Annotated in this window: 16 protein-coding genes; 5 read left to right on the top strand and 11 right to left on the bottom strand. The window is 48.1% G+C overall.

The features are described from left to right. Window position 1: 1 nt before the first annotated feature. Together AAAA73_RS03160 and AAAA73_RS03155 are read right to left on the bottom strand one after the other, a co-directional pair. Entirely contained in the window at window positions 2–742 is a 741-nt protein-coding gene (locus AAAA73_RS03160) for a TPM domain-containing protein (protein ID WP_340596710.1), read from the bottom strand. Further along, window positions 742–1,335: a LemA family protein gene (locus AAAA73_RS03155; RefSeq protein ID WP_340596709.1), complete on the bottom strand. Its 594-nt coding sequence runs from the start codon at window positions 1,333–1,335 to the stop codon at window positions 742–744. The genes AAAA73_RS03160 and AAAA73_RS03155 overlap by 1 nt, the downstream gene beginning before the upstream one ends. Window positions 1,336–1,408: 73 nt before the next feature. Here AAAA73_RS03155 and AAAA73_RS03150 point away from each other — a divergent pair, with 73 nt between their 5' ends. Further along, entirely contained in the window at window positions 1,409–2,977 is a 1,569-nt protein-coding gene (locus AAAA73_RS03150; protein WP_340596708.1) for a class I SAM-dependent methyltransferase, read from the top strand. Between the two features lie 30 nt (window positions 2,978–3,007). Here the strand turns inward: AAAA73_RS03150 and AAAA73_RS03145 are convergent, their stop codons facing one another. The 4 genes from AAAA73_RS03145 to AAAA73_RS03130 are packed head-to-tail and all read right to left on the bottom strand — an operon-like array spanning window position 3,008 to window position 6,343. Next, on the bottom strand, window positions 3,008–3,448 hold the full coding sequence (locus AAAA73_RS03145; RefSeq protein WP_340596707.1) for a hypothetical protein: 441 nt from the start codon (window positions 3,446–3,448) through the stop codon (window positions 3,008–3,010). Next, window positions 3,445–4,353, bottom strand: a complete 909-nt coding sequence (locus AAAA73_RS03140) for a phosphatase domain-containing protein (protein WP_340596706.1) — start codon at window positions 4,351–4,353, stop codon at window positions 3,445–3,447. The genes AAAA73_RS03145 and AAAA73_RS03140 overlap by 4 nt, the downstream gene beginning before the upstream one ends. A 23-nt stretch (window positions 4,354–4,376) precedes the next feature. After that, a complete protein-coding gene (locus tag AAAA73_RS03135; protein ID WP_340596705.1) occupies window positions 4,377–5,093 on the bottom strand; it encodes a TrmH family RNA methyltransferase in 717 nt (238 codons plus the stop codon). A 41-nt stretch (window positions 5,094–5,134) separates the two neighbouring features. Continuing rightward, window positions 5,135–6,343 carry an acyl-CoA dehydrogenase family protein gene (locus AAAA73_RS03130; protein ID WP_340596704.1) on the bottom strand — a complete coding sequence of 403 codons (1,209 nt, stop codon included), beginning with the start codon at window positions 6,341–6,343 and terminating at the stop codon, window positions 5,135–5,137. Between the two features lie 182 nt (window positions 6,344–6,525). Here AAAA73_RS03130 and AAAA73_RS03125 point away from each other — a divergent pair, with 182 nt between their 5' ends. Then, a complete protein-coding gene (locus tag AAAA73_RS03125; RefSeq protein WP_340596703.1) occupies window positions 6,526–7,623 on the top strand; it encodes a competence/damage-inducible protein A in 1,098 nt (365 codons plus the stop codon). 10 nt (window positions 7,624–7,633) lie between these two features. On the opposite strand, the gene AAAA73_RS03120 is transcribed toward AAAA73_RS03125, so the two are convergent. Next, window positions 7,634–9,148 carry a methyl-accepting chemotaxis protein gene (locus AAAA73_RS03120; RefSeq protein WP_340596702.1) on the bottom strand — a complete coding sequence of 505 codons (1,515 nt, stop codon included), beginning with the start codon at window positions 9,146–9,148 and terminating at the stop codon, window positions 7,634–7,636. A gap of 272 nt (window positions 9,149–9,420) precedes the next feature. Between AAAA73_RS03120 and AAAA73_RS03115 the strand changes: the two genes are divergently transcribed. Beyond that, window positions 9,421–9,723: a hypothetical protein gene (locus AAAA73_RS03115; protein ID WP_340596701.1), complete on the top strand. Its 303-nt coding sequence runs from the start codon at window positions 9,421–9,423 to the stop codon at window positions 9,721–9,723. Between the two features lie 234 nt (window positions 9,724–9,957). Here the strand turns inward: AAAA73_RS03115 and AAAA73_RS03110 are convergent, their stop codons facing one another. The 4 genes from AAAA73_RS03110 to AAAA73_RS03095 form a co-directional block, all read right to left on the bottom strand. After that, window positions 9,958–10,545: a DUF2239 family protein gene (locus tag AAAA73_RS03110; RefSeq protein ID WP_340596700.1), complete on the bottom strand. Its 588-nt coding sequence runs from the start codon at window positions 10,543–10,545 to the stop codon at window positions 9,958–9,960. A gap of 9 nt (window positions 10,546–10,554) precedes the next feature. Continuing rightward, window positions 10,555–11,838, bottom strand: coding sequence for an MFS transporter (locus AAAA73_RS03105; RefSeq protein WP_340596699.1), 1,284 nt, complete (start codon window positions 11,836–11,838; stop codon window positions 10,555–10,557). A gap of 141 nt (window positions 11,839–11,979) precedes the next feature. Beyond that, on the bottom strand, window positions 11,980–13,179 hold the full coding sequence (locus AAAA73_RS03100) for a S1 RNA-binding domain-containing protein (RefSeq protein ID WP_340596698.1): 1,200 nt from the start codon (window positions 13,177–13,179) through the stop codon (window positions 11,980–11,982). Between the two features lie 151 nt (window positions 13,180–13,330). Continuing rightward, a complete protein-coding gene (locus AAAA73_RS03095; protein WP_340596697.1) occupies window positions 13,331–15,619 on the bottom strand; it encodes a vitamin B12-dependent ribonucleotide reductase in 2,289 nt (762 codons plus the stop codon). 221 nt (window positions 15,620–15,840) lie between these two features. Here AAAA73_RS03095 and AAAA73_RS03090 point away from each other — a divergent pair, with 221 nt between their 5' ends. Together AAAA73_RS03090 and AAAA73_RS03085 are read left to right on the top strand one after the other, a co-directional pair. Further along, entirely contained in the window at window positions 15,841–17,595 is a 1,755-nt protein-coding gene (locus tag AAAA73_RS03090; protein ID WP_340596696.1) for a hypothetical protein, read from the top strand. A 44-nt stretch (window positions 17,596–17,639) separates the two neighbouring features. Continuing rightward, window positions 17,640–18,842: a cysteine desulfurase family protein gene (locus tag AAAA73_RS03085; RefSeq protein WP_340596695.1), complete on the top strand. Its 1,203-nt coding sequence runs from the start codon at window positions 17,640–17,642 to the stop codon at window positions 18,840–18,842. Window positions 18,843–18,865: the final 23 nt, after the last annotated feature.

Raw genomic sequence — 18,865 nt, 5'->3', positions numbered from 1 at the left:
ACTACCATGACCCCGAAGAACCACCGCCGCTGAATCCGCCGCCACCGCCGGACCAACCGCCTCCGCCACCGGAGCCCCAGCCGCCACCACCAAAAGTGCCGCCGCCAAAGCCACCCGATCCACGCATATGACGACCGCGACCTCCGCCGAATCGTCCAAGAACAGAAATGATGATCAACAGAAGAATAATGATACCAACCGGTATCCCTCCGCCTTTGTCGTCTTTTCTGGACTCCGTGGTAATACCTTGTTCATCTGCAAACTCTTTATCCGCCAGAGCCATGATCTGGCCCACACCTGCGTAGATGCCCTCTGCAAATCGTTGTTTGCGGAAATAAGGCGTCACCACATCGGCGATGATACGTTTTGCATACACGTCGGGAATAGCGCCTTCAAGCCCTTGTCCGACTTCGATGCGCATCCGTCGATCCTGAAGGGCTATCAGAAAGAGAACCCCGTTGTCTTTTTTCTCGTCGCCCAGTTTCCATTGATCCGTGATTTTGATTGAAGCCTGTTCAATCGGCTCCCCTTCCAGGGTGTTCACCACCAGAATTTGAATCTGTGCTTTTCCACGTTTGTTGAAGTCCATCAACAATTGGGTCAGGTCTTGACGCATGCTTCGTGGAATCACTCCCACTTCATCCATCACAGGCCCCTGCAAGGCAGGAACCTTGAATTCAGCATGGGAGGCAAATCCCAGCAACATCAATATTGAAAAAAGAAACGACGTTAACAACTTCATTAGAATTTAACTTCTGGAGCTTTCTCGGCAGTTGCTTTTTCTTCAGCAGTCATATCCCACTGAGGCATTTTCGGGAAATGGTACATGATCGAGTTCGTCCAGCTGGTTGGCGGAACTGTCACAAGGTTGTTGAACTGATTGATCGATTCAATATAGCGCTGACGAGCGATAGTGATTCGGTTTTCAGTGCCTTCCAATTGCGCCTGCAAATCGCGGAAGTTTTGATCCGCTTTCAGGTTAGGATAGTTTTCTGTAACAACCATCAAGCGACCCAAAGCTTGAGACAAACCACTTTGTGCTTTTTGGTATTCAGCCAATTGTTCCGGCGTCACTTTAGACGGATCAATTTGCATGGATGTTGCTTTTGCACGTGCTTCCACAACTTGAGTCAAAGTAGTCTCTTCGTGTTTGGCATAACCCTTAACCACGTTCACCAGATTAGGAATCAAATCAGCTCGACGTTTGTATTGGTTTGATACCTCTGCCAAAGCCGCTTCCGTTGCATTCTTGGATTGAGGGATGCTTTGAATCCCGCAACCTGCCAGAAATGGCATAACCAAAGCCACCAAAAGAATCTTAGTCATCATTTTCATAGGAAATTCCTCCATGACCATTTCTATCGAATCTCTCAGTGACGCTCAATGAAAACCGGTCTATATTAGTTGAATGACACGCACGATTAAGCTTCGCTACACCGAGACAGCCGGGTGCATCTTTATTGACAAGATTGCCGGCCTGAACACCCACACTCCCGAACACGGGCAGCGTGGTTGTGTTGAAGTGTATGAAGAGGAACTGGATCGCAAACTCTTTGTCGTGCATCGTCTGGACAAAGCCACCTCCGGCGCTCTGTGTTTTGCAACGAGTTCTGAAATCGCAGCCGAGATGACGCGTCTTTTTGAACAACATTTGGTAAGCAAAAAATATCTTTTTTTAACTGACAAGCCAGCCGGGTCTCTGGAGTTCACTTACCAGTCGTACATCGAAAAGGTCCGCAACCAGTTTGTCAGCCACAAAGACAAAGACCCGAATGCCAAAACCACATTCAAATGGATTAAATCACTGGGCCGTTTTCAACTGTGGGAAGCGACTCCCCACTCTGGCAAACCTCACCAGATCCGTCTTCATGCTGAAGCAAAAGGGATTCCGATTCTAGGCGACAACGAGCATGGTGGCAGTCCTTTTTATCGACTGTGCCTGCATTCTCATTCCTTGGAATTCACATTGCGTGGCCAGCACGTCAAATTTGAAACGGATCTTCCGGTTTGGGCCAAAGATGGCGAACTCAACGAACACGAAGAAGACCTAGTAGTGGCTGAAGCCTTCCAGCGCCGCGAACGTCTGTTCCATTTTTCTGAATTGAAAGAGGAATCCCTGCGTCTGGCTCACCGCGAACTGGACACTTATCGCATCGATCAATATGGCGATTACCTTTGGGTTTACTGGTACAAAGAGGAAGACCCTTCAGTGCCGGACCTTTTGCGCTTTGAAAGAGTCGCGAAAAAACTGAAAAAGAAAATCCTGATCCGCAAAATGTTAAATCGCGGTGATGACCCGAATGCCGAGCTTTTGTGGAATATCGGGCAAACTCAACCTTCCTGGGTTGCCAAGGAAAATGGCGTTAAGTATGAGCTTCGCAGTGACACCGGTCTTTCTCCGGGTTTGTTTCTGGATCAGCGCGAAAATCGCCTGTGGGTCAGCGCTCACGCTCAGGACCGCCGGGTTCTGAATTTGTTTTCCTACACCAGTGGATTCAGCGTTGTTGCCGCAATGGCTGGAGCCGCGGAAGTCTGCACTGTCGACGTTTCCTCTAATTTTCTTGATTGGAGCAAGCGAAACTTCACGCTGAATGGCCTGGATCCCGAAAACGAAAAATATGAGTTCTGGAACAGCGATTGTATTTTGTTTTTAAAAGGCACCGTTCGCCGCAAGCGCAAATTCGGACTGATTGTCTGTGATCCCCCCTCTTTTGGTCGCTCAAAAAACGGCGTGTTCTCCATCAGCAAAAACTTTGACGAGCTGCTGGTCAATGCCCTGTACTGCCTTGAAAAAAACGGCTTGTTGCTATTCTGTACCAACTACGAAAAATGGAACAGCGGCGATCTGCACCTGCGCTTGGAAAAATTAAAACGCGAATTCTCATTCAAGATTTTACCTGCACCCTCGCAAGGCATGGACTTCGAACTCCCCGATCAGGAGCCTTTGATGAAGTCCATTATCATCCGAAAGAACTAAAAAACCGGAGTTTAAGCTCCGGTTTTTGATTTAAGGGTAGAAATTGTATTTGATGTGGATGCGTTTTTCGTCCTGCAACCCCATCTTGGAGCCACTTAAAAACGGCGGCACTTTTCTTTTCACACGCTTGCGATCTTTCGGAAAACGTTTGTCATCAACATAGCAATCAAAGCGTTCATCCTTGCATAAGGCAGTAAAATCCGCTGACTCATTCGAGAACACATAGGCATCCATGGCACGGGCCATTTTATCGCCCAGCTCCAGATCCGCGGGTTGCACAACGATTCCCGCTCCGGTTTTCACCTGAGGCTTTGGTGCGGCCGGCTCACCCGGAACTTTTTTGTAAATCACCCGTGGCTTACACTCCGGTGGAAGATCCAGCTCCTCTTCGCACTTGCAAAAACTTCTCTTCATCGAGGCGCAGGAACTTAACAGCATTGCCGCTACAAACAGAACTACGATCTTTTTCATTTTCTTTTACCCCAATTTGACCAGTACTGCGCTTCACCTTTTGGATTGGCCTTCGCGTAGTTGTAGAATTCCTGCACAAACGCGGCACGTTCTCTTTGATAAATATACTTCCAATCGGTTTCTGCCGGAATCGTCATCACATCGTAATCATCACTGAGCTTGGTATTGCGCTCGATAATGGCATCAAAGGAATCCGTCTGAGCATTCATCAACATGTCGTACATGACCATAAATGTTGTCGTGCGGCCTTTACCTGCGCGGCAGTGAAAATGCACCCAGTTGTTCTCGGGCAAATCGCGAACGGCCTCAATGAAACGATCCACTTCGTTATCCGTGGGACGAACATGATCTGTGACGGTCAACCGCACATAGTGATGTCCCGAACTGCGAACCAGGCTTTCCTCGGTTTCAATACTTTTGATTTCAGTACCTGCGATCTTTTCGCCGACCTTCAGATCGCCCAGCAAACGACGCTCACGATGAATCACATCCTCGTGACCCAATTCCGCATTGGCCCAATCTCGCTCCGCCTGCCAAGTCACAGGCTTATCGTTGATAAAACCATGGGATTCCTGACGGAGGTCAAAAACATAGAGCTGTGCTTTAAGCTTCTTAGCAGGACGGGCAATGTCCTTTAATGCCGCTGGAGAATAGCTGGCACTGCCCGACATTTTAAGTTTGTCGTTTTTACGATAGTTAACAGGTTTTCGCCCGTCATATTTGGAATCAAAGACCATCTCCACCGGTTCCATAGCCTTTGGCATGGTCATAAAGAATGGCAGTTTGGTTTTGTCTGTTTCAGAAACTGAAGGATTATTCACCGCTGAGGGTGCTGCTTCCGGGTTTACACTTTTTTCGGCGCAAGCAGCGACGATCAAAGGCAAAAGAAAAATCCATTTTCTCATAAGTCCTCCCTATGAGAAAAAGTCTAAGCCTTTATGTGTCCTCTTGCAAAAAGTTCTTCAAGATATTGGAAGCCAGAATCCTGAGTGCGCAGATAATAGTAAGCACGCAGAATATCCTGCTCCTCTGTCGTTAGAGAAGCATTGCCCCCGCCCCGTTTCATACGGTCTTGGGAGATATGGTAAAGACTCAGGGCGCCGGCCACAGAGATATTGAAGCTCTGAACGAAGCCCGTCATGGGAATAATGATACATTCGTCAGCGGCGGCCACCATTTCGGGACTCACACCGTTCTTTTCATTCCCCAAAACCAAAGCGGTTTTTCCTGAGAAATCCACTTCGTGCAAGGGCTTGGAACGCGCATCCAAATGAGTGACATAGATTTTGTAACCTTGAGACTTAAGCTTTTTCACGCAATCCGTGGTGTTTTGCCATTTTTTGACTTCCACCCACTTGTCAGCACCCTGGGTGACCCGTGCAGATTCTTTGAACTTTTCCTGAGTTTCAATAACGTGAAAATTACCGAAGCCAAGACCCTCGGCAGATCTCATCACGGCAGAAATATTGCCGCGGTCATAAATGCTTTCCAAAACCACGGCTGTATCGAAGTTTCGTTGCGCAACAACGCGATCGATTTTTTGCAATCGATCCGCCGTCAGAAGTGGTCCCAATTTCTCAAGTACCACTTTGTAATTCATTTTCAAGTTCACATTGATTTCGATCTCAGGACCGTAGGGAAACATATAGGGCCTATCTACTCCGGCGGAGCCGGAGTGCAAGTCAGCTACTTGTACAAGGACTCAGGATTTTTAGCCAAATCGCGAGTGATATTTTTTTGGTGTGCTTCCAATGTGCCGCCACCGATCTCAAGCAATTTTGCGTCTCTCCAAAGTCTTTCAACCACGTACTCGCCCACATAACCGTAACCACCCAGAACCTGGATCGCGCGGTCAGCAACGTTTTTAGCCATTGTCGTAGCGACAAGTTTCACACCGTCAGAATCCAGACGATTGCCTTCTTTATTTAGATCCATACGACGAGCTGTCTCGTAAACGTAAGCGCGTGCTGATTTGTATTCAGCATAGGAATCAGCGATATAACGCTGCATTTGACCGAAGTGATTCAGGGATTTGCCAAACGCTTCACGCTCAGTTGCATAGCGATTCATGATCTCGATGGATCTGCGTGCGATCCCCAAAGACATCGCCGCCAGTGTCAGGCGCTCGATTTCAAGGTTGCGCATCATGTGCAGCATGGAATCACCTTCATGTCCGATCAAGGCTGATTCAGGTACATGGCAGTCCTGGAATACAAGCTCTGCGGTGTTGGAACCACGCATACCCAATTTGTCTTTGATTTTTTGACCGACTTCGAAGCCTTTGTGATCTTTTTCAACCAGGAAAGTAGAGATCATCGCACGACCATGTTTTTCACCGGTCTTCGCATACACCAATGTCAAATCACATGGAGTGTTGTTTTCATCGATCGTTCCGTTGGTAATCCACATTTTACGACCATTCAAAATCCACTCATTGCCTTTTTTAACGGCGCGGGTTTGCATACCCAATACGTCAGTGCCGATCGCAGGTTCAGACATGGACATAGAGCCCACCCACTCGCCAGAGCAAAGTTTTGGCAACACACGCAGGCGCTGCTCATCGCTGCCATTCACTGCGATGTTATTCACACACAACATGGAGTGCGCAAGATAAGCCAATGCAAAACCTGGATCAGAGGCAGACAACTCTTCATGAACGATGGCCGCTGCTGTCGCGTCCATTCCTGCTCCACCGAATTGTTCAGGAACTGTGATTCCCAAAAGACCCAATTCTCCGACTTTTTTGAACAAGCCCAAATTGAACTTTTCAGAACGATCATACTCGTGAGCTTGCGGCTCGACTTCAGCTTTGGTGAAAGCGTTGACAGTTTCACGCAACATGCTGTGCTCAGGTGTGGGATTGTAAAGATCAAATTCTTTCCAGTTAAAGGACATGGGAACTCCTACTTATATAGAGTTGCGAATCTAGAAAAACCCCGTGTAATCCGCAAGGCTTAGCGCCCCTAACGCTATGCAATAATAGCAAATTTCAAAGGCATTTTGGAAGAATCTGGACGCCCAGTTGTTCACGGCCTAATCTTATCTAACCTAGGGCAACTGAAATAAGGAATATTCTCATGATCGCTTCAGTTTTAGGCATCGGCACCGAGCTCGTGGACGGACAAATAGTTAACAAAAATGCAGCCTGGATTTCAGAAAAACTGAAAGCTTTGGGCCTGACAACCTCACTTCACCTGGTGGTGCCGGACGATAGAAAGCTGATTTCAGAGTCCTTGGATTATTGCGCCAAGCACTCGCACTTGATGTTTATCACCGGTGGTTTGGGTCCCACTTCCGATGACTTTACCCGGGAATTGATTTCGGAATGGACAGGATTAAAACTTACCTGGGATGAAAATTCCTGGGCGCATATCAAAGAACGTCTTGAACCGCGCGGTTACGTGGTCAAAGACATCCAACGTCAGCAATGCTATTTCCCGGAAGGCTCCCGCATCATAAAAAACTCTGAAGGCACCGCGAATGCCTTTTATGTGGAAGCAAAAGGCAAAAAACTTTTCGTGCTGCCCGGACCACCACGGGAAATTGAAGCTGTGTGGAAAACAGAAATCGCAGCCTGGTTGGATAAAAGCGTTGAGGGACTGGATCCCTACATCACCCGTCACTGGGATACCATCGGCATGGGCGAGTCCGATGTCGCAACCCTCGTCGAACAGGCACTGGCCAATGTGAATGTCGACAAGGGCTACCGCGTTCACCTCCCCTACGTGGAAGTGAAGATGTCTTTTTTCAAATCCCAGGAAGAGAAAATGCGCGTGCATGTCGAACGCGTGACAGAAGCATTGCGCGGGATCACCGTCACACGGGATCAGCAGGATGTGCCTTTGATGCTGTCTTTGGCTTTGAAACGATATCAATCCGTGAGCGTGCAGGACTCTTCGACCGGACAGTTTTTATTAAATCGTCTTATGCCAGTAATGCGTGATTTTATGACTGAAAAATCCTGGAGTTTTTCAAGTCATGCCGTTGACGAGGATGCTCAAGTTCGGTTGACGATATCCACTAGAGACGAGCATTCCGTTTTTGTCAGTGTCGCCCGCGGAAATAAAAAGCACTCTGACATTATCACTGCTCCCTTCAAAGCAATGCCTATGCGCGAACGCCGCGCACAGTATTTCGCCGAAATGGCCATGATCTTCTGGCTCCGTCATCTTTAAAACAGGGGCATTACCTTGCCCTCTCCACCCTGAAATGGGGCAGATGAACACCATCTTCACCTCGCATATTTGTTTTTCCGTCGATGAGCACGTTCAGAATGTCGGCCATATTGGAAAGCTGCATCGCCTGCGCCGACATTTCTTCGGAGCTTGCGGCAACTTCCTCTGAAGAAGCGGCATTTTCTTGAATGGATTTATCCAACTGATTCATGGCAATGCTAATCTGCGACAGTCCTGTAGACTGCTCTTGGCTGGCAGTGGCGATGTCTTGATTCAGACTTGTGACTTTTGAGACACCGTCTACGATTTCTTTGAGCATCTTGCCATTTTTTTCAGCCATGAGGGCGCTTTGATTGGTTTTCACAGCATTGTCTTTGATCAACCCGGAAATATCTTTTGCCGCAATCGCAGATCGCTGCGCCAGAGTTCGCACCGCTTCGGCGACAACCGCAAAGCCCTTACCTTGCTCGCCCGCCCGCGCCGCTTCAACGGCGGCATTGAGAGCTAAAAGATTGGTCTGAAACGCGATATCATCAATCACATTGATGATCTCTTCAATTTTCTTGGAACTCTGGGAAAGTTCCGTCATCGAATTTACCATCATCAAAATTTCTGTTTGCCCGGCCTCGGCGGCATTGCGGGAACTTTTTGAAAGCTCCTCTGCAGCGTGTGCATTTTCGGCATTTCGTTTCACCATGCTGGTCAACTCCTCCAAAGAACTCACCGTCTCTTCGAGCGAAGCAGCTGCTGTAGTGGCACCACCAGACAAGGACTGGCTCGCAATGGAAAGCTGCGTGCTGGCAGAAGCCGTATCTTTGGAGGCACCGCCAATATCCTGACCCACCTTGGAAAAGCTCGAGACCAGCCGCACGGCTATTGAAATCGCCATCACGAAAATAAACAACGCGACCACCAACCCCAAAGACCAAAGAAAGATCTTAACCTGTTTGACTTGCTTTTGAGTCGCGGTGATTTCCTCGGTCAGGATTATGTCCATCTTTTGACCAATAGTTTTAAATGCTTCCGTCATCGGAACCAGATTTTTTACGAAGTCCGATGCCAGAATCGCCTTGCCGGCAGCCGCTCCCTCAGGCGTTCCTTTTTCGTATTCCGCAATCGCCCGCTGAGCGGCATCTTTGGCGACGGCCCAGTTTTTCTCGACCGAGGAAAAAAGTTCGATGATCTCAGGATTGCGGGGCATCTTGCTATACTGATCGCGAACATCGTCAAAAACCGCGATTTCATTTTTAGCACGCGACAGGAAATTATCCCTTTGATCCGTCTGATCCGCAAAGCCGTTTGCAATCCACATCCAACGACCCATCGCATGCACGGAGCCGGACATCACGCCAACTTGTTCAATTAATTTCACGCGCACTTGGTAGGCGTATCTAATCTTGCCTTCCAAGTCCGTTGTGATCTGATGTGCACTATAGATGATTACAAAGAGTGCTACAGGCGGAATAACTCCTAACAACAATAACTTTCCACGCAGTCCTTTTAACCATTTTTTAATGGTGGACATAGATATAACCCCCGACAAAGATTGAATCTCTTCTTCGGAGCTTCACTTTCAAACTTGACCTCGCAAACTAAAAATACTCGTCCAAACACCAGAATACGAACTAAACCAATTTGTCTTTAACTGAAAATTTACACGAACATTACAGTGGCCCGAAATTCAAAGCACTGATCTCAATTTGCCACAAAAGCGACACAGACCGGCTCTGGATTTATTGAAAGCTGTTGTTTCTGCTTCCGGTGGCGGCCTGTCTTTCAAAAACACCGACAACATGAGTGACGGCAGCTCCTCATTATGAAGCGAAGCTCACTGGCTTTGGCATTTTTGGAATGCTCCGCTATGGCAAATTGAACATTTACGCCACGTATTTCCCGCACATGATTGTGGGCGAAGGCCGTATCTGCTCCGGCACAAAAATTGGTTTTGGCTATTTGGTCCATAAATCCGTTTACGTCAATTTTGATACGATGGGGATTAAGGGCGATGAAATCGAAAACGCCCCCGAAAACTTCACGAACTATACCTTCGCGCACAATCTCATGACTTTAAGTGTAAGTGTGCCTTTATCTTTTCAATAAATAATTGGGCCTAAAAAATGAAAAAGGTGACTCTGCTTTCGCAAGGTCACCTTTAGGACGGACTCACTTCCGGAATTCTGAAGGAGGTCCGAATGAATACCACCCAGTGTTCTTATCGGCCGATTTTAAAGTTTATTAAGCACCGACCTTAACCAGCTATTGCTGGCCCTAGGCCCAAGGACGGGACTTAAAATCCCACGGTATTGAGTCCACGGGCCCTTGCGGAAGCGCTTTCTATTTTACATTAGCCAGTGCTTCGCGACCGACCCGCAAAGTATGCTCTTGAATATCTTTCGGCCAATCAGCGATCATTTTTTTGAATTTCTTGGTGTCGTAGGCATACATCGCGCGCAGGGCTTCTTCGTAATTCGGCAGATCCCCGGCGACAGCGTGCATGAATTTATAAACCGCATCCTGCGCCTGGCGAATTTGATCTTTGGCGAAGTTTTTCTTTTTGGCTTCTTCAATCAATTTGCGCAAAGTCACAGAGGCCCCACCCGGCTGCAATGCCAGCCACTCCCAATGTTGTGGAAGCAAAGTCACCTCTTTAGAGACAACGCCCAACTTAGGACGACCGGGGCCGCACTTTTTTTCTTCAGCTTCGGCGACCAGAGTTTCATAGCGGCGAGAAACTGACTCAACCGTACCACGCAAATCCAGCTCCACCAGCGCGCTTGTGACATCATCAAAGATCAGCACGTTTTCTTTGGCGTTGTCTTTGAGGTACTTTTTAACTTTCGTGGCCACCTCTACGACATCACCAGAGGCAATCTCTTTATGGCCGGCAAATGCAGTACAAGTGCGATCCAAATTATGAGACATAAATTCCCCCTAGTGACCCAATGATGGCTCTGCCGGGCCCACTTTTTTGGAACCACGCGAACCCATCACATCGCGATTTACGAAGTACATCATCACCACAGTTATTGCTGTGAAGACCACCATCAAATAGCCGACATATTCGAAGTGCTGAATTTTGCCGCCCGCTCCCTCGGAAACAATCATCCCAGCGGAAATGGAACCCAAACCACCCGCCAACTGTTGCAAGGACGCATTGATAGACATAAACGCCCCACGACTTGCCGGAGCCGGAATTCCCGACATCAACGCCTGTGACGGAATCATGCGCGAGAAGATCCCCACGAACATGCAGGAATTCACAAACATCAGCATTCCCAATGAAGTTGGTCCAAGATTGGTATAGATCACAGTCATCACTGCAGTCACAATGCTGCCAAAAATAAATGTCGGATAGCCACCGATGGCATCACTGATTCTTCCCACCAACGGCCCTACCACAATCGATACACAACCTGTGACCATATAAAGCAAAGGCAGACTGTCCAGGTCGATACCAAGATTATGAACCGTATAAGCGCTCGCAAATGGCATGATCATGTAGCCACCCATAGAAAGAATTCCAGTCAGCACGAACGCAAATGCGTATTTGGGAGTCGCCACCGTATGCACCAGGTGAGTCAAAGCTTTCTTTTCTGTACGCAAAGCCAAGTGAGCAGTTATTGAAGGTAACTTTGCCCAGATGATAAATCCCACGGCGGTACTGACTGCCACAATCATCAGGAACGGCGAATGCCAGCCCCATTTACTGGAAAGCCATAACCCCAATGGAAGTCCCATGACCTGGCTTGCCGCGAATGCTGTTTGCAAAATCCCCATCACGCGACCACGCTGTTGCAGCGGAAAAAGGTCCGTCATAATGGCAAACACGATGGAACCAATCACTCCACCAAAAAGACCGGTGACGATCCTTGCTGCCAGAAGCATGTGGAAGTTCGGAGCCAAGGCACAAAACAAAGTTCCCAAAATGAATCCGGCGTAAAAAAACATCAATAACTTCTTACGATCAAACTTGTCGGCAAAGCCCGCGGTCAGAAAACCTGAGATCGCAGCACTGACGGCATAGCCCGATACCACCATCCCGAACTGCGACGGAGAAATCTGCATCGCCGGCATCAGAATCGCACCCAGTGGCGACAAAATCATAAAATCCAGAATAATGGTGAACTGCAGGAAGGCCAGCAAACCAATAACGATCCACTGATCACGGCTGAAGGTTGTTTTCTCTTGCTGGATAAAGTCGTTGGTCGAGCTCATGGGGTGCCTTTCGGTGTGAAAACCTAAAGACAATATTACCCGGGTTTTATTCAGAACACAATATCACCCGGGTAAAATAAAAAGCCCCTGCCAGACTCTGGCAAGGGCTTGGTTTTGTTTTGAAGCAAAACGTGAGGAAAACTACTTCTTAGGCTTGATCGTTAAGCCCTTCAAAGCATCACCCAAAGATCCAAAACCACTGCCGGAAGCCGGTTGGTGAGATCTCCAGGAGTGGTCTTCACCAGCGCCTGGTACGCCCAAAGAAATCTTCTTGTCTTCAAATTTGATTTCATCAATTTGCACTGCGATGTCATCACCACGTTTTTTGTTTTCAAACTGCTGGCCATCAACATGATCACGCCATTTGGATTTTGGCAAAAGACCTGTGATACCCGGAGCAATGTTCACGAACAAACCGTAAGATTCTTTCTTTTCAACCTTACCGTTTACCACTGTACCCACTGGGAATTTCGCTGGAACTGAATTCCAAGGATTGCCGTCACCGTCAGCTTGTTTCATGGACAGGGAAATTTTCAACTTGCCGTCGATTTCTTCGATTTTCAAAAGTTTGACAGTCACTGTTTGACCTACAGACACAACCTCTTGCGGGCTGTGCACGCGGGACCAGCTAAGCTCCGACAAATGAACCAGACCTTCAACACTTTGTTCAAGTTCAACGAAGGCACCGAATTTTTCCAAACGCATGATACGACCTTCAAGGATCGCACCCGCTTCATGCTTCTGCATGAATGCGCCTTCGAACTCTGCTTTTTGCAGATCCAAAAGTTTACGGCGGGAAACCACGATGTTGCGCTTATCGAATTGCGTGATCAGGAAATCAAATTTACGACCCACGTATTCAGTGGCATCAGAAACAAAGCGGGAATCAATTTGCGAAATCGGACAGAAAGCGGTTTTGCCCTGAACATTCACACGCAGACCACCGTTGACCACTTCAGTCACGGTCCCTGTTACCGGAAGTTCCATATCGTAAGCGTCTTCCAAAGAATCCGTGGAAGCACCCAACGCACCCTTTTTAGCCAAACGGATCTCGCCACCTTTAGTGGACAAAACCACAACGTCAATCATGTCGCCGACGCTGTACTTAACTTCTTTATTTTCATCCATAAGATCTTTTGTAAAAATCATGCCGTCTGTTGGAGTGCCCGTGGATACGAAGGACTCTTCTTTACCGATGGAAAGAATCTCACCACGAATTTGATCCCCTACAGAAACTCGAGTCTTAAGACCGCCCGCTGATGATTCAGCAAAAAGAGCCTCAAAATCCTCAAATGATTTCTTAGAATCAACATCATCCCCAAAAATATCTTTCTTACTCATAAAAAACTCCCAACAAAAAAACCAAGGCCGTTCAAAAGTACCCAAGCGCAAGGCGGAGGAGCCGGGCTGCCACGTAGGCGTACTTGCAAGTACGCCGGAGAGCAAGCGAGGTTCCGACAACGCAGTCGATTGGGTGCTTTTCAACGGCCGACTAGGAACAACCTACAGTGGTTCCGCAATTCGGGCAACGAAAGCACCCACTCGTAAGCACCGTGTCGCCCCCACATTCAGGGCATTTCATCGTAAATTTCTGAACCTGAGGGTCTTCCTGGTTCTTTTTCTTAACATTCAGCGGCTGACTCAATTTACTGCCATCCCGGTAAACCGCCACGGCCTTTACTCCCAGTTCCCAGGCCAACTGATAAATTTCACCAATATCCCGTTCCGTGGCAGAGTTAGGCAAATTAACCGTTTTAGAGATCGCTCCACTAATAAACGGCTGAACTGCAGCCATCATGGTAACATGACTCTCCGGAGACAAAACCCGGCCCCCTGGGGCCGCATTCGCACAATCAAAGACTGCGAGATGTTCCTGCTTAAATTCCGGGCAACCCACCAACGTATTGTGTTCAGAGACCCAGGCCAGAATCTTTTCAATAGCCGCGTCATCATAATCCAGACTTTTCAGCGCCGGCTTCACCGACTGATTCACAATTTGAATTTCTCCACCACCCACAAGCTTCTTTAGTTTAATCAAAGAAAAATCCGGTTCAATTCCGGTGGTGTCACAATCCATCAAAAGACCAATGGTTCCAGTGGGTGCGACCACCGTTGCCTGGGCATTTCTGAAACCATACTTGCCACCATTAAAGACCACGGCCTTCCACAAATTCTGAGCGGCGTGATCCAACCCTTCAGGCAAATACTTCCAGTCAATGCCGGCCAGTGCTTTTTCATGCATCTTCATCACGTTTAGCATAGGTGCACGATTTTTCTTAAACCCCGCAAAGGCACCTTTGGCCCGCGCAAGCTCTGCACTGGTCAGATAGGCAACGCCATTCATCAGCGCCGTCAAGGCTCCGGCCCAGGCACGGCCTTCGTCACTGTCGTAAGGAATTCCCTTGCGCATCAATACACTTCCCAGATTTGCATACCCCAACCCCAGAGGGCGGTAGTCATGGGAGTTCTGCGCAATCTCCGCCGTCGGATAACTGGAGTAATCCACCAGAATTTCCTGAGCAACAAACAGCGTGCGCGCGGTATGAATAAAAGATTCGAAGTCAAAACTGCCATCGGAATTCAAAAACTTGACCAGATTGACAGAGGCCAGATTGCAGGCGGAATCATCCAAAAACATATATTCAGAACAGGGATTGCTGGAGCGAATCTCCGCCGTATTCGGGCAAGTGTGCCAGCGATTGATGGTGTCATGAAACTGAATTCCCGGATCTGCACACATCCACGCCGCATGATTGATTTTACTCCAGACTTCGGCCGCCGGAATCTCGCGCAGTGATTTACCCGTCACCCGGGACAGCAACTTCCAGGGCTTTTCATTCTGTACTGATTTCATGAACTGATCCGTCACGCGAACCGAATTATTGGCATTTTGCCCCGAGACGGTTTTATAAGCCTCGCCTTCAAAATCAGAGCTTAAGCCCGCCTGAATCAAGAGTTTGGCCTTATGCTCTTCCTTCATTTTCCAGTCGATGAAATCCAAAATCTCCGGGTGATCAATATCCACAACCACCATCTTGGCAGCGCGACGGGTGGTGCCGCCGGACTTGATGGCGCCTGCTCCACGATCCAAAACCTCCAGAAAGGAAATCAATCCCGAACTGTGCCCGCCCGAGTTAAGTGGTTCGTACTTGGAACGAAGGGAGGAAAAATTACTGCCCGTCCCCGAGCCATACTTGAACAACCGCGCTTCATTTTTTAACAGCTCAAATATTCCATCAATGGAGTCATCAACGCTTTGAATGAAACAGGCCGAGCACTGCGGGCGTTCATAGGCATTCTTGGTCGGCTGAATGGATTTCTTTTTGAAATCCCACGCGTAGTGCTCACTGGGAGAACTTATTTTGTACGCCTCAAACAAACCCGCATTGAACCACACGGGGCTGTTGAAAGCGGCTCGTTGAGAGAACAAAATAAACTTCAGCTCATTCCCAAAGATCTCAGCATCTTTCTTGTTTTTAAAATACCCGCCCTGCTTCAGAGCGGCTGCAGTCACGGCACTCACCACACGATTAACAAGCTGCTTTACCGAGGTCTCGTGCTTGGTGCGAGGCACGCCGGATTTTCTGAAGTACTTGCTTGCCGCAATTTCAACGGCAAGTTGCGACCAGCCTTCCGGTGCCTCCACCGATTTCATCTGAAAGAATATTTCGCCCTTGCGATTTTTGATTTCACAATTAACCTTCTTCCATTTGAACATTCTCTCGGGAGATTGGCCGACGGGAACAAAAAAACGCGTGCTGTGCAAAGTTTGATTCTTCATAAGGCCATTGTAGGGAAGTTAAAGCTCAAGAGAATCTGGATTACGACATCCCCACCCAAAGGCTGGGTTGCCTTAAACCCACCACTAACTAATATACTATGATCCCCAAATCTTGATTAACTTTTAGCAATACAACCCCAAAAGATCTATTATCCACTGTTTGTTTAGCCCTGAGCCTCCGTTAAGAATAATACCTCATAATTTTTTAACAGGAACGTGACATGGAACAACAGGTAGAAAAGCGCAAACTGCTGATCATCAAGTCCCACCCGCAAAGCCTTGCGCCTGTTGAAGGATTTTTGAAAAACCGCGATTGGGAAATCAAAAGCACACACAACCTTAAAGAAGCCATGGTCTTCCTGGTACAAAATCAACCCCAGTTCGTCATGGTCAGTATTGATCACCCTAACAAAAAAGTGCGCAATCTGCCTCGTGTGCTAAGTCAGGCTTTTCCGGTTTGCGTGATCGCATTTGCTGAACACTCCACTGCGAACTCGGTCAAAGTGCTGAATGATTGTAATTCCGGATATGCAATTTACCATCCCATCACCGGCCCTGCTGTTGAACGTATGGTCAACAAATACTACAAGGACCAATCCGCGAATCCAAATGCAGCTGCAACTCAACGAAATTGGGAAGGTGGTGGTTCCGGTTCGGGAGTGATTGCGATTCGTGGTGGTGAAGGCGCCTCCGGTGATGATTCCGCAGCCACACAAAACTTTCTGGCAAATTTAATGGGCGCTCTTGATGGCAACGCAAATACTGGCGGTGGCTACGCATCCTTCGCCCAAGGGAATGGTTCAGATTCAATGAGTGCTGTTCAACCTGGAATGGCCGGATATATTCCTCCGACGGCACAGGGCTCCGGTGACAACGGTGTTATCGGTGGCAGCAATCAGGAAAACGGTTATGGTGGTTTTGCTGGCGGACCGATGAGTGGTGGACAACAAGGCGCTCATGGTGAAGGCATGATGGGTAACGGGAACTCTCCGCAGTTTGCCGGTGGAATGAATCCGTCTGAAAATGGTTCCGGCGAAAATGGCATGGGCTACAACTCCACCAATCCCTATAACCGCGGGGGCAGCCCTGGCGGTGCGTCTGATACTTTGGATCCGAACGATCCCAATTATGATCCTTACGGGGACTCAGGCACAAACTCCTATGCGGCTCGGAAAAAATCCGATTCGATGTGGGCTCCGGTTGAAAATGACAAAGCAAAAAACAAAAAGCACAGTTCTTCCAAAGAAATTGCCGACGAGGTCGCGAAAGATCCCTCTTCGTTGATTCTGCAAGGTACACGTGAAGCCATGGAAAAATCCTGCTTCATCACGGAAAAAAAGCACCATATCGAACAACCCACGAATGTTGCCTGCATCCTGGTTGAGTCCGGTCGCTTCTCCGGTTACCTGGTTGCGGCGATGGCTGAACATCTGACAATCGACCTTCAGTTTTACGAGCAGATCCGCACTCGCCTGTTCAAGTTTTTATCCGAAAACGGCGAGAATATGGAAAACAAAGAAACCATGCCGATTAAAATCAAACAGGTGCCTTTTGCCGCCTGGGCGGTTGAGTATGCAGACTTTCTGCGCAAGTCCGTTCACGAAGGCAATGAAGTGGCCATGGCGTTCTTCCCCAGGGAAGATGTCAAAGCAGAGATTTCTTCCTCTGCTGACGAAGAGATGGCGGCCATCAAAATTCAGGAAATGCGTGAAAACGTTCCAGTAGAATTCAATCTCTATGTGTTCCTGCCACGCAACAACCGTTATGTGCTGTACACACCTGAGGGTGGCGTGTTTTTGTCAGAGCAAAAGAACCGCTTAATCAACCAGGGCATCACCCACATGCATGTCTTACGCATGGAGCTGCAGAACCTGGATAAATACCGCGCGCAAAATTATCTTAACGACAAAATTGATCAGTATCAGGAACAGCTCGAAAAAGAGGCAGTTCCCCCTAAGAAATTATTGGTTTCCTAGAATTCCTCTTGACCCGAATTTGGCGCCGTTATTAGCTGAGTGCCATGGAAATCACTACTCATATCAGTACGACCGCACAAACAGCGTCCGACAAGGGACTCTATTTGGATTACAATGCAACGACCCCTGTAGACCCGCAAGTTTATGCAGCCATGGAGCCTTACTTTAAAGAGTACTTTGGCAATCCCGCAAGCGTTGCGCACCACTGGGGCTGGACAGCGGAAAATGCTGTGCAAAAAGCACGTATGCAAGTGGCATCATTGATTGGTGCAAAATCCTCTGAGATCACTTTCACTGCGAGCGCCACTGAATCCAACAACTGGGTGATTTTCGGTTTGTTGTCAAAACTGCGCGAAGAAAATCCAAATCAACCTATCCACTTCATCACGTCCTGCCTTGAACACAGTTCTGTTCTTAAAGCGATGCAAGCCGTGGAAAAGCAAGGTGTTGAAGTTGATTTCCTGCCGGTGAATAAATTTGGTCAGGTGGAAATCGAAACTTTGCGCCAGGCTTTAAAGCCACATACCAAATTGATCAGCTTGATCTGGGTCAACAATGAGGTTGGCAGCATCAATCCAATTTCAGAAATTGCAAAACTGGTAAAAGAAAAACAAATTCTTCTTCACACTGACGCCACCCAAGCTATCGGCAAAATTCCAGTGAACGTAACTGACATGGGCATTGATCTGATGTCTTTTTCAGCCCACAAATTCTATGGGCCGAAAGGTTCCGCTGCGCTATTTATCCGTGGCAAAGATCCTAAAGTACAAATCAATCCTTTGATTTACGGCGGTGGTCAGGAGAAGGGTCTGCGTTCTGGAACTCTGAATGTTCCAGCTATCGTGGGCTTGGGAGCTGCAGCTGAGATCTGCAAAATGAATCTGGAATCCGAAGCGGCGCGCATGACTTCACTAAGAAATTTGTTCTGGCAGAAACTGCAAGCGGCTATTCCTGGCATTCGCTTGAATGGTCACGCGACAGAACGTTCCCCGATCAATTTGAATGTAACTTTGCCGGGTATCAAAATCGAATCCTTGGCTGCTAAAATTCAAAAACTGGGTGTGAGCATGGGGTCTGCCTGTAGCTCTGGTTCTGTGAGCATCAGTCACGTGTTAAAAGGAATTGGCGTTACTCCGGAAGAAGCGTCCTGTACTTTGCGCCTGAGCCTGGGCCGCTGGACGAATGAAGACGATATTCAGCGTGCTGTCGACATCCTTCGCGGCGCCATCCCAACTGAAAATGTATAATATTTTCAGCATTTTAGCGTAAA

The organism is Bdellovibrio sp. GT3 (genome assembly GCF_037996765.1).
Taxonomy (GTDB): domain Bacteria; phylum Bdellovibrionota; class Bdellovibrionia; order Bdellovibrionales; family Bdellovibrionaceae; genus Bdellovibrio.
This window is presented reverse-complemented; position numbering and strand designations above follow the sequence as displayed.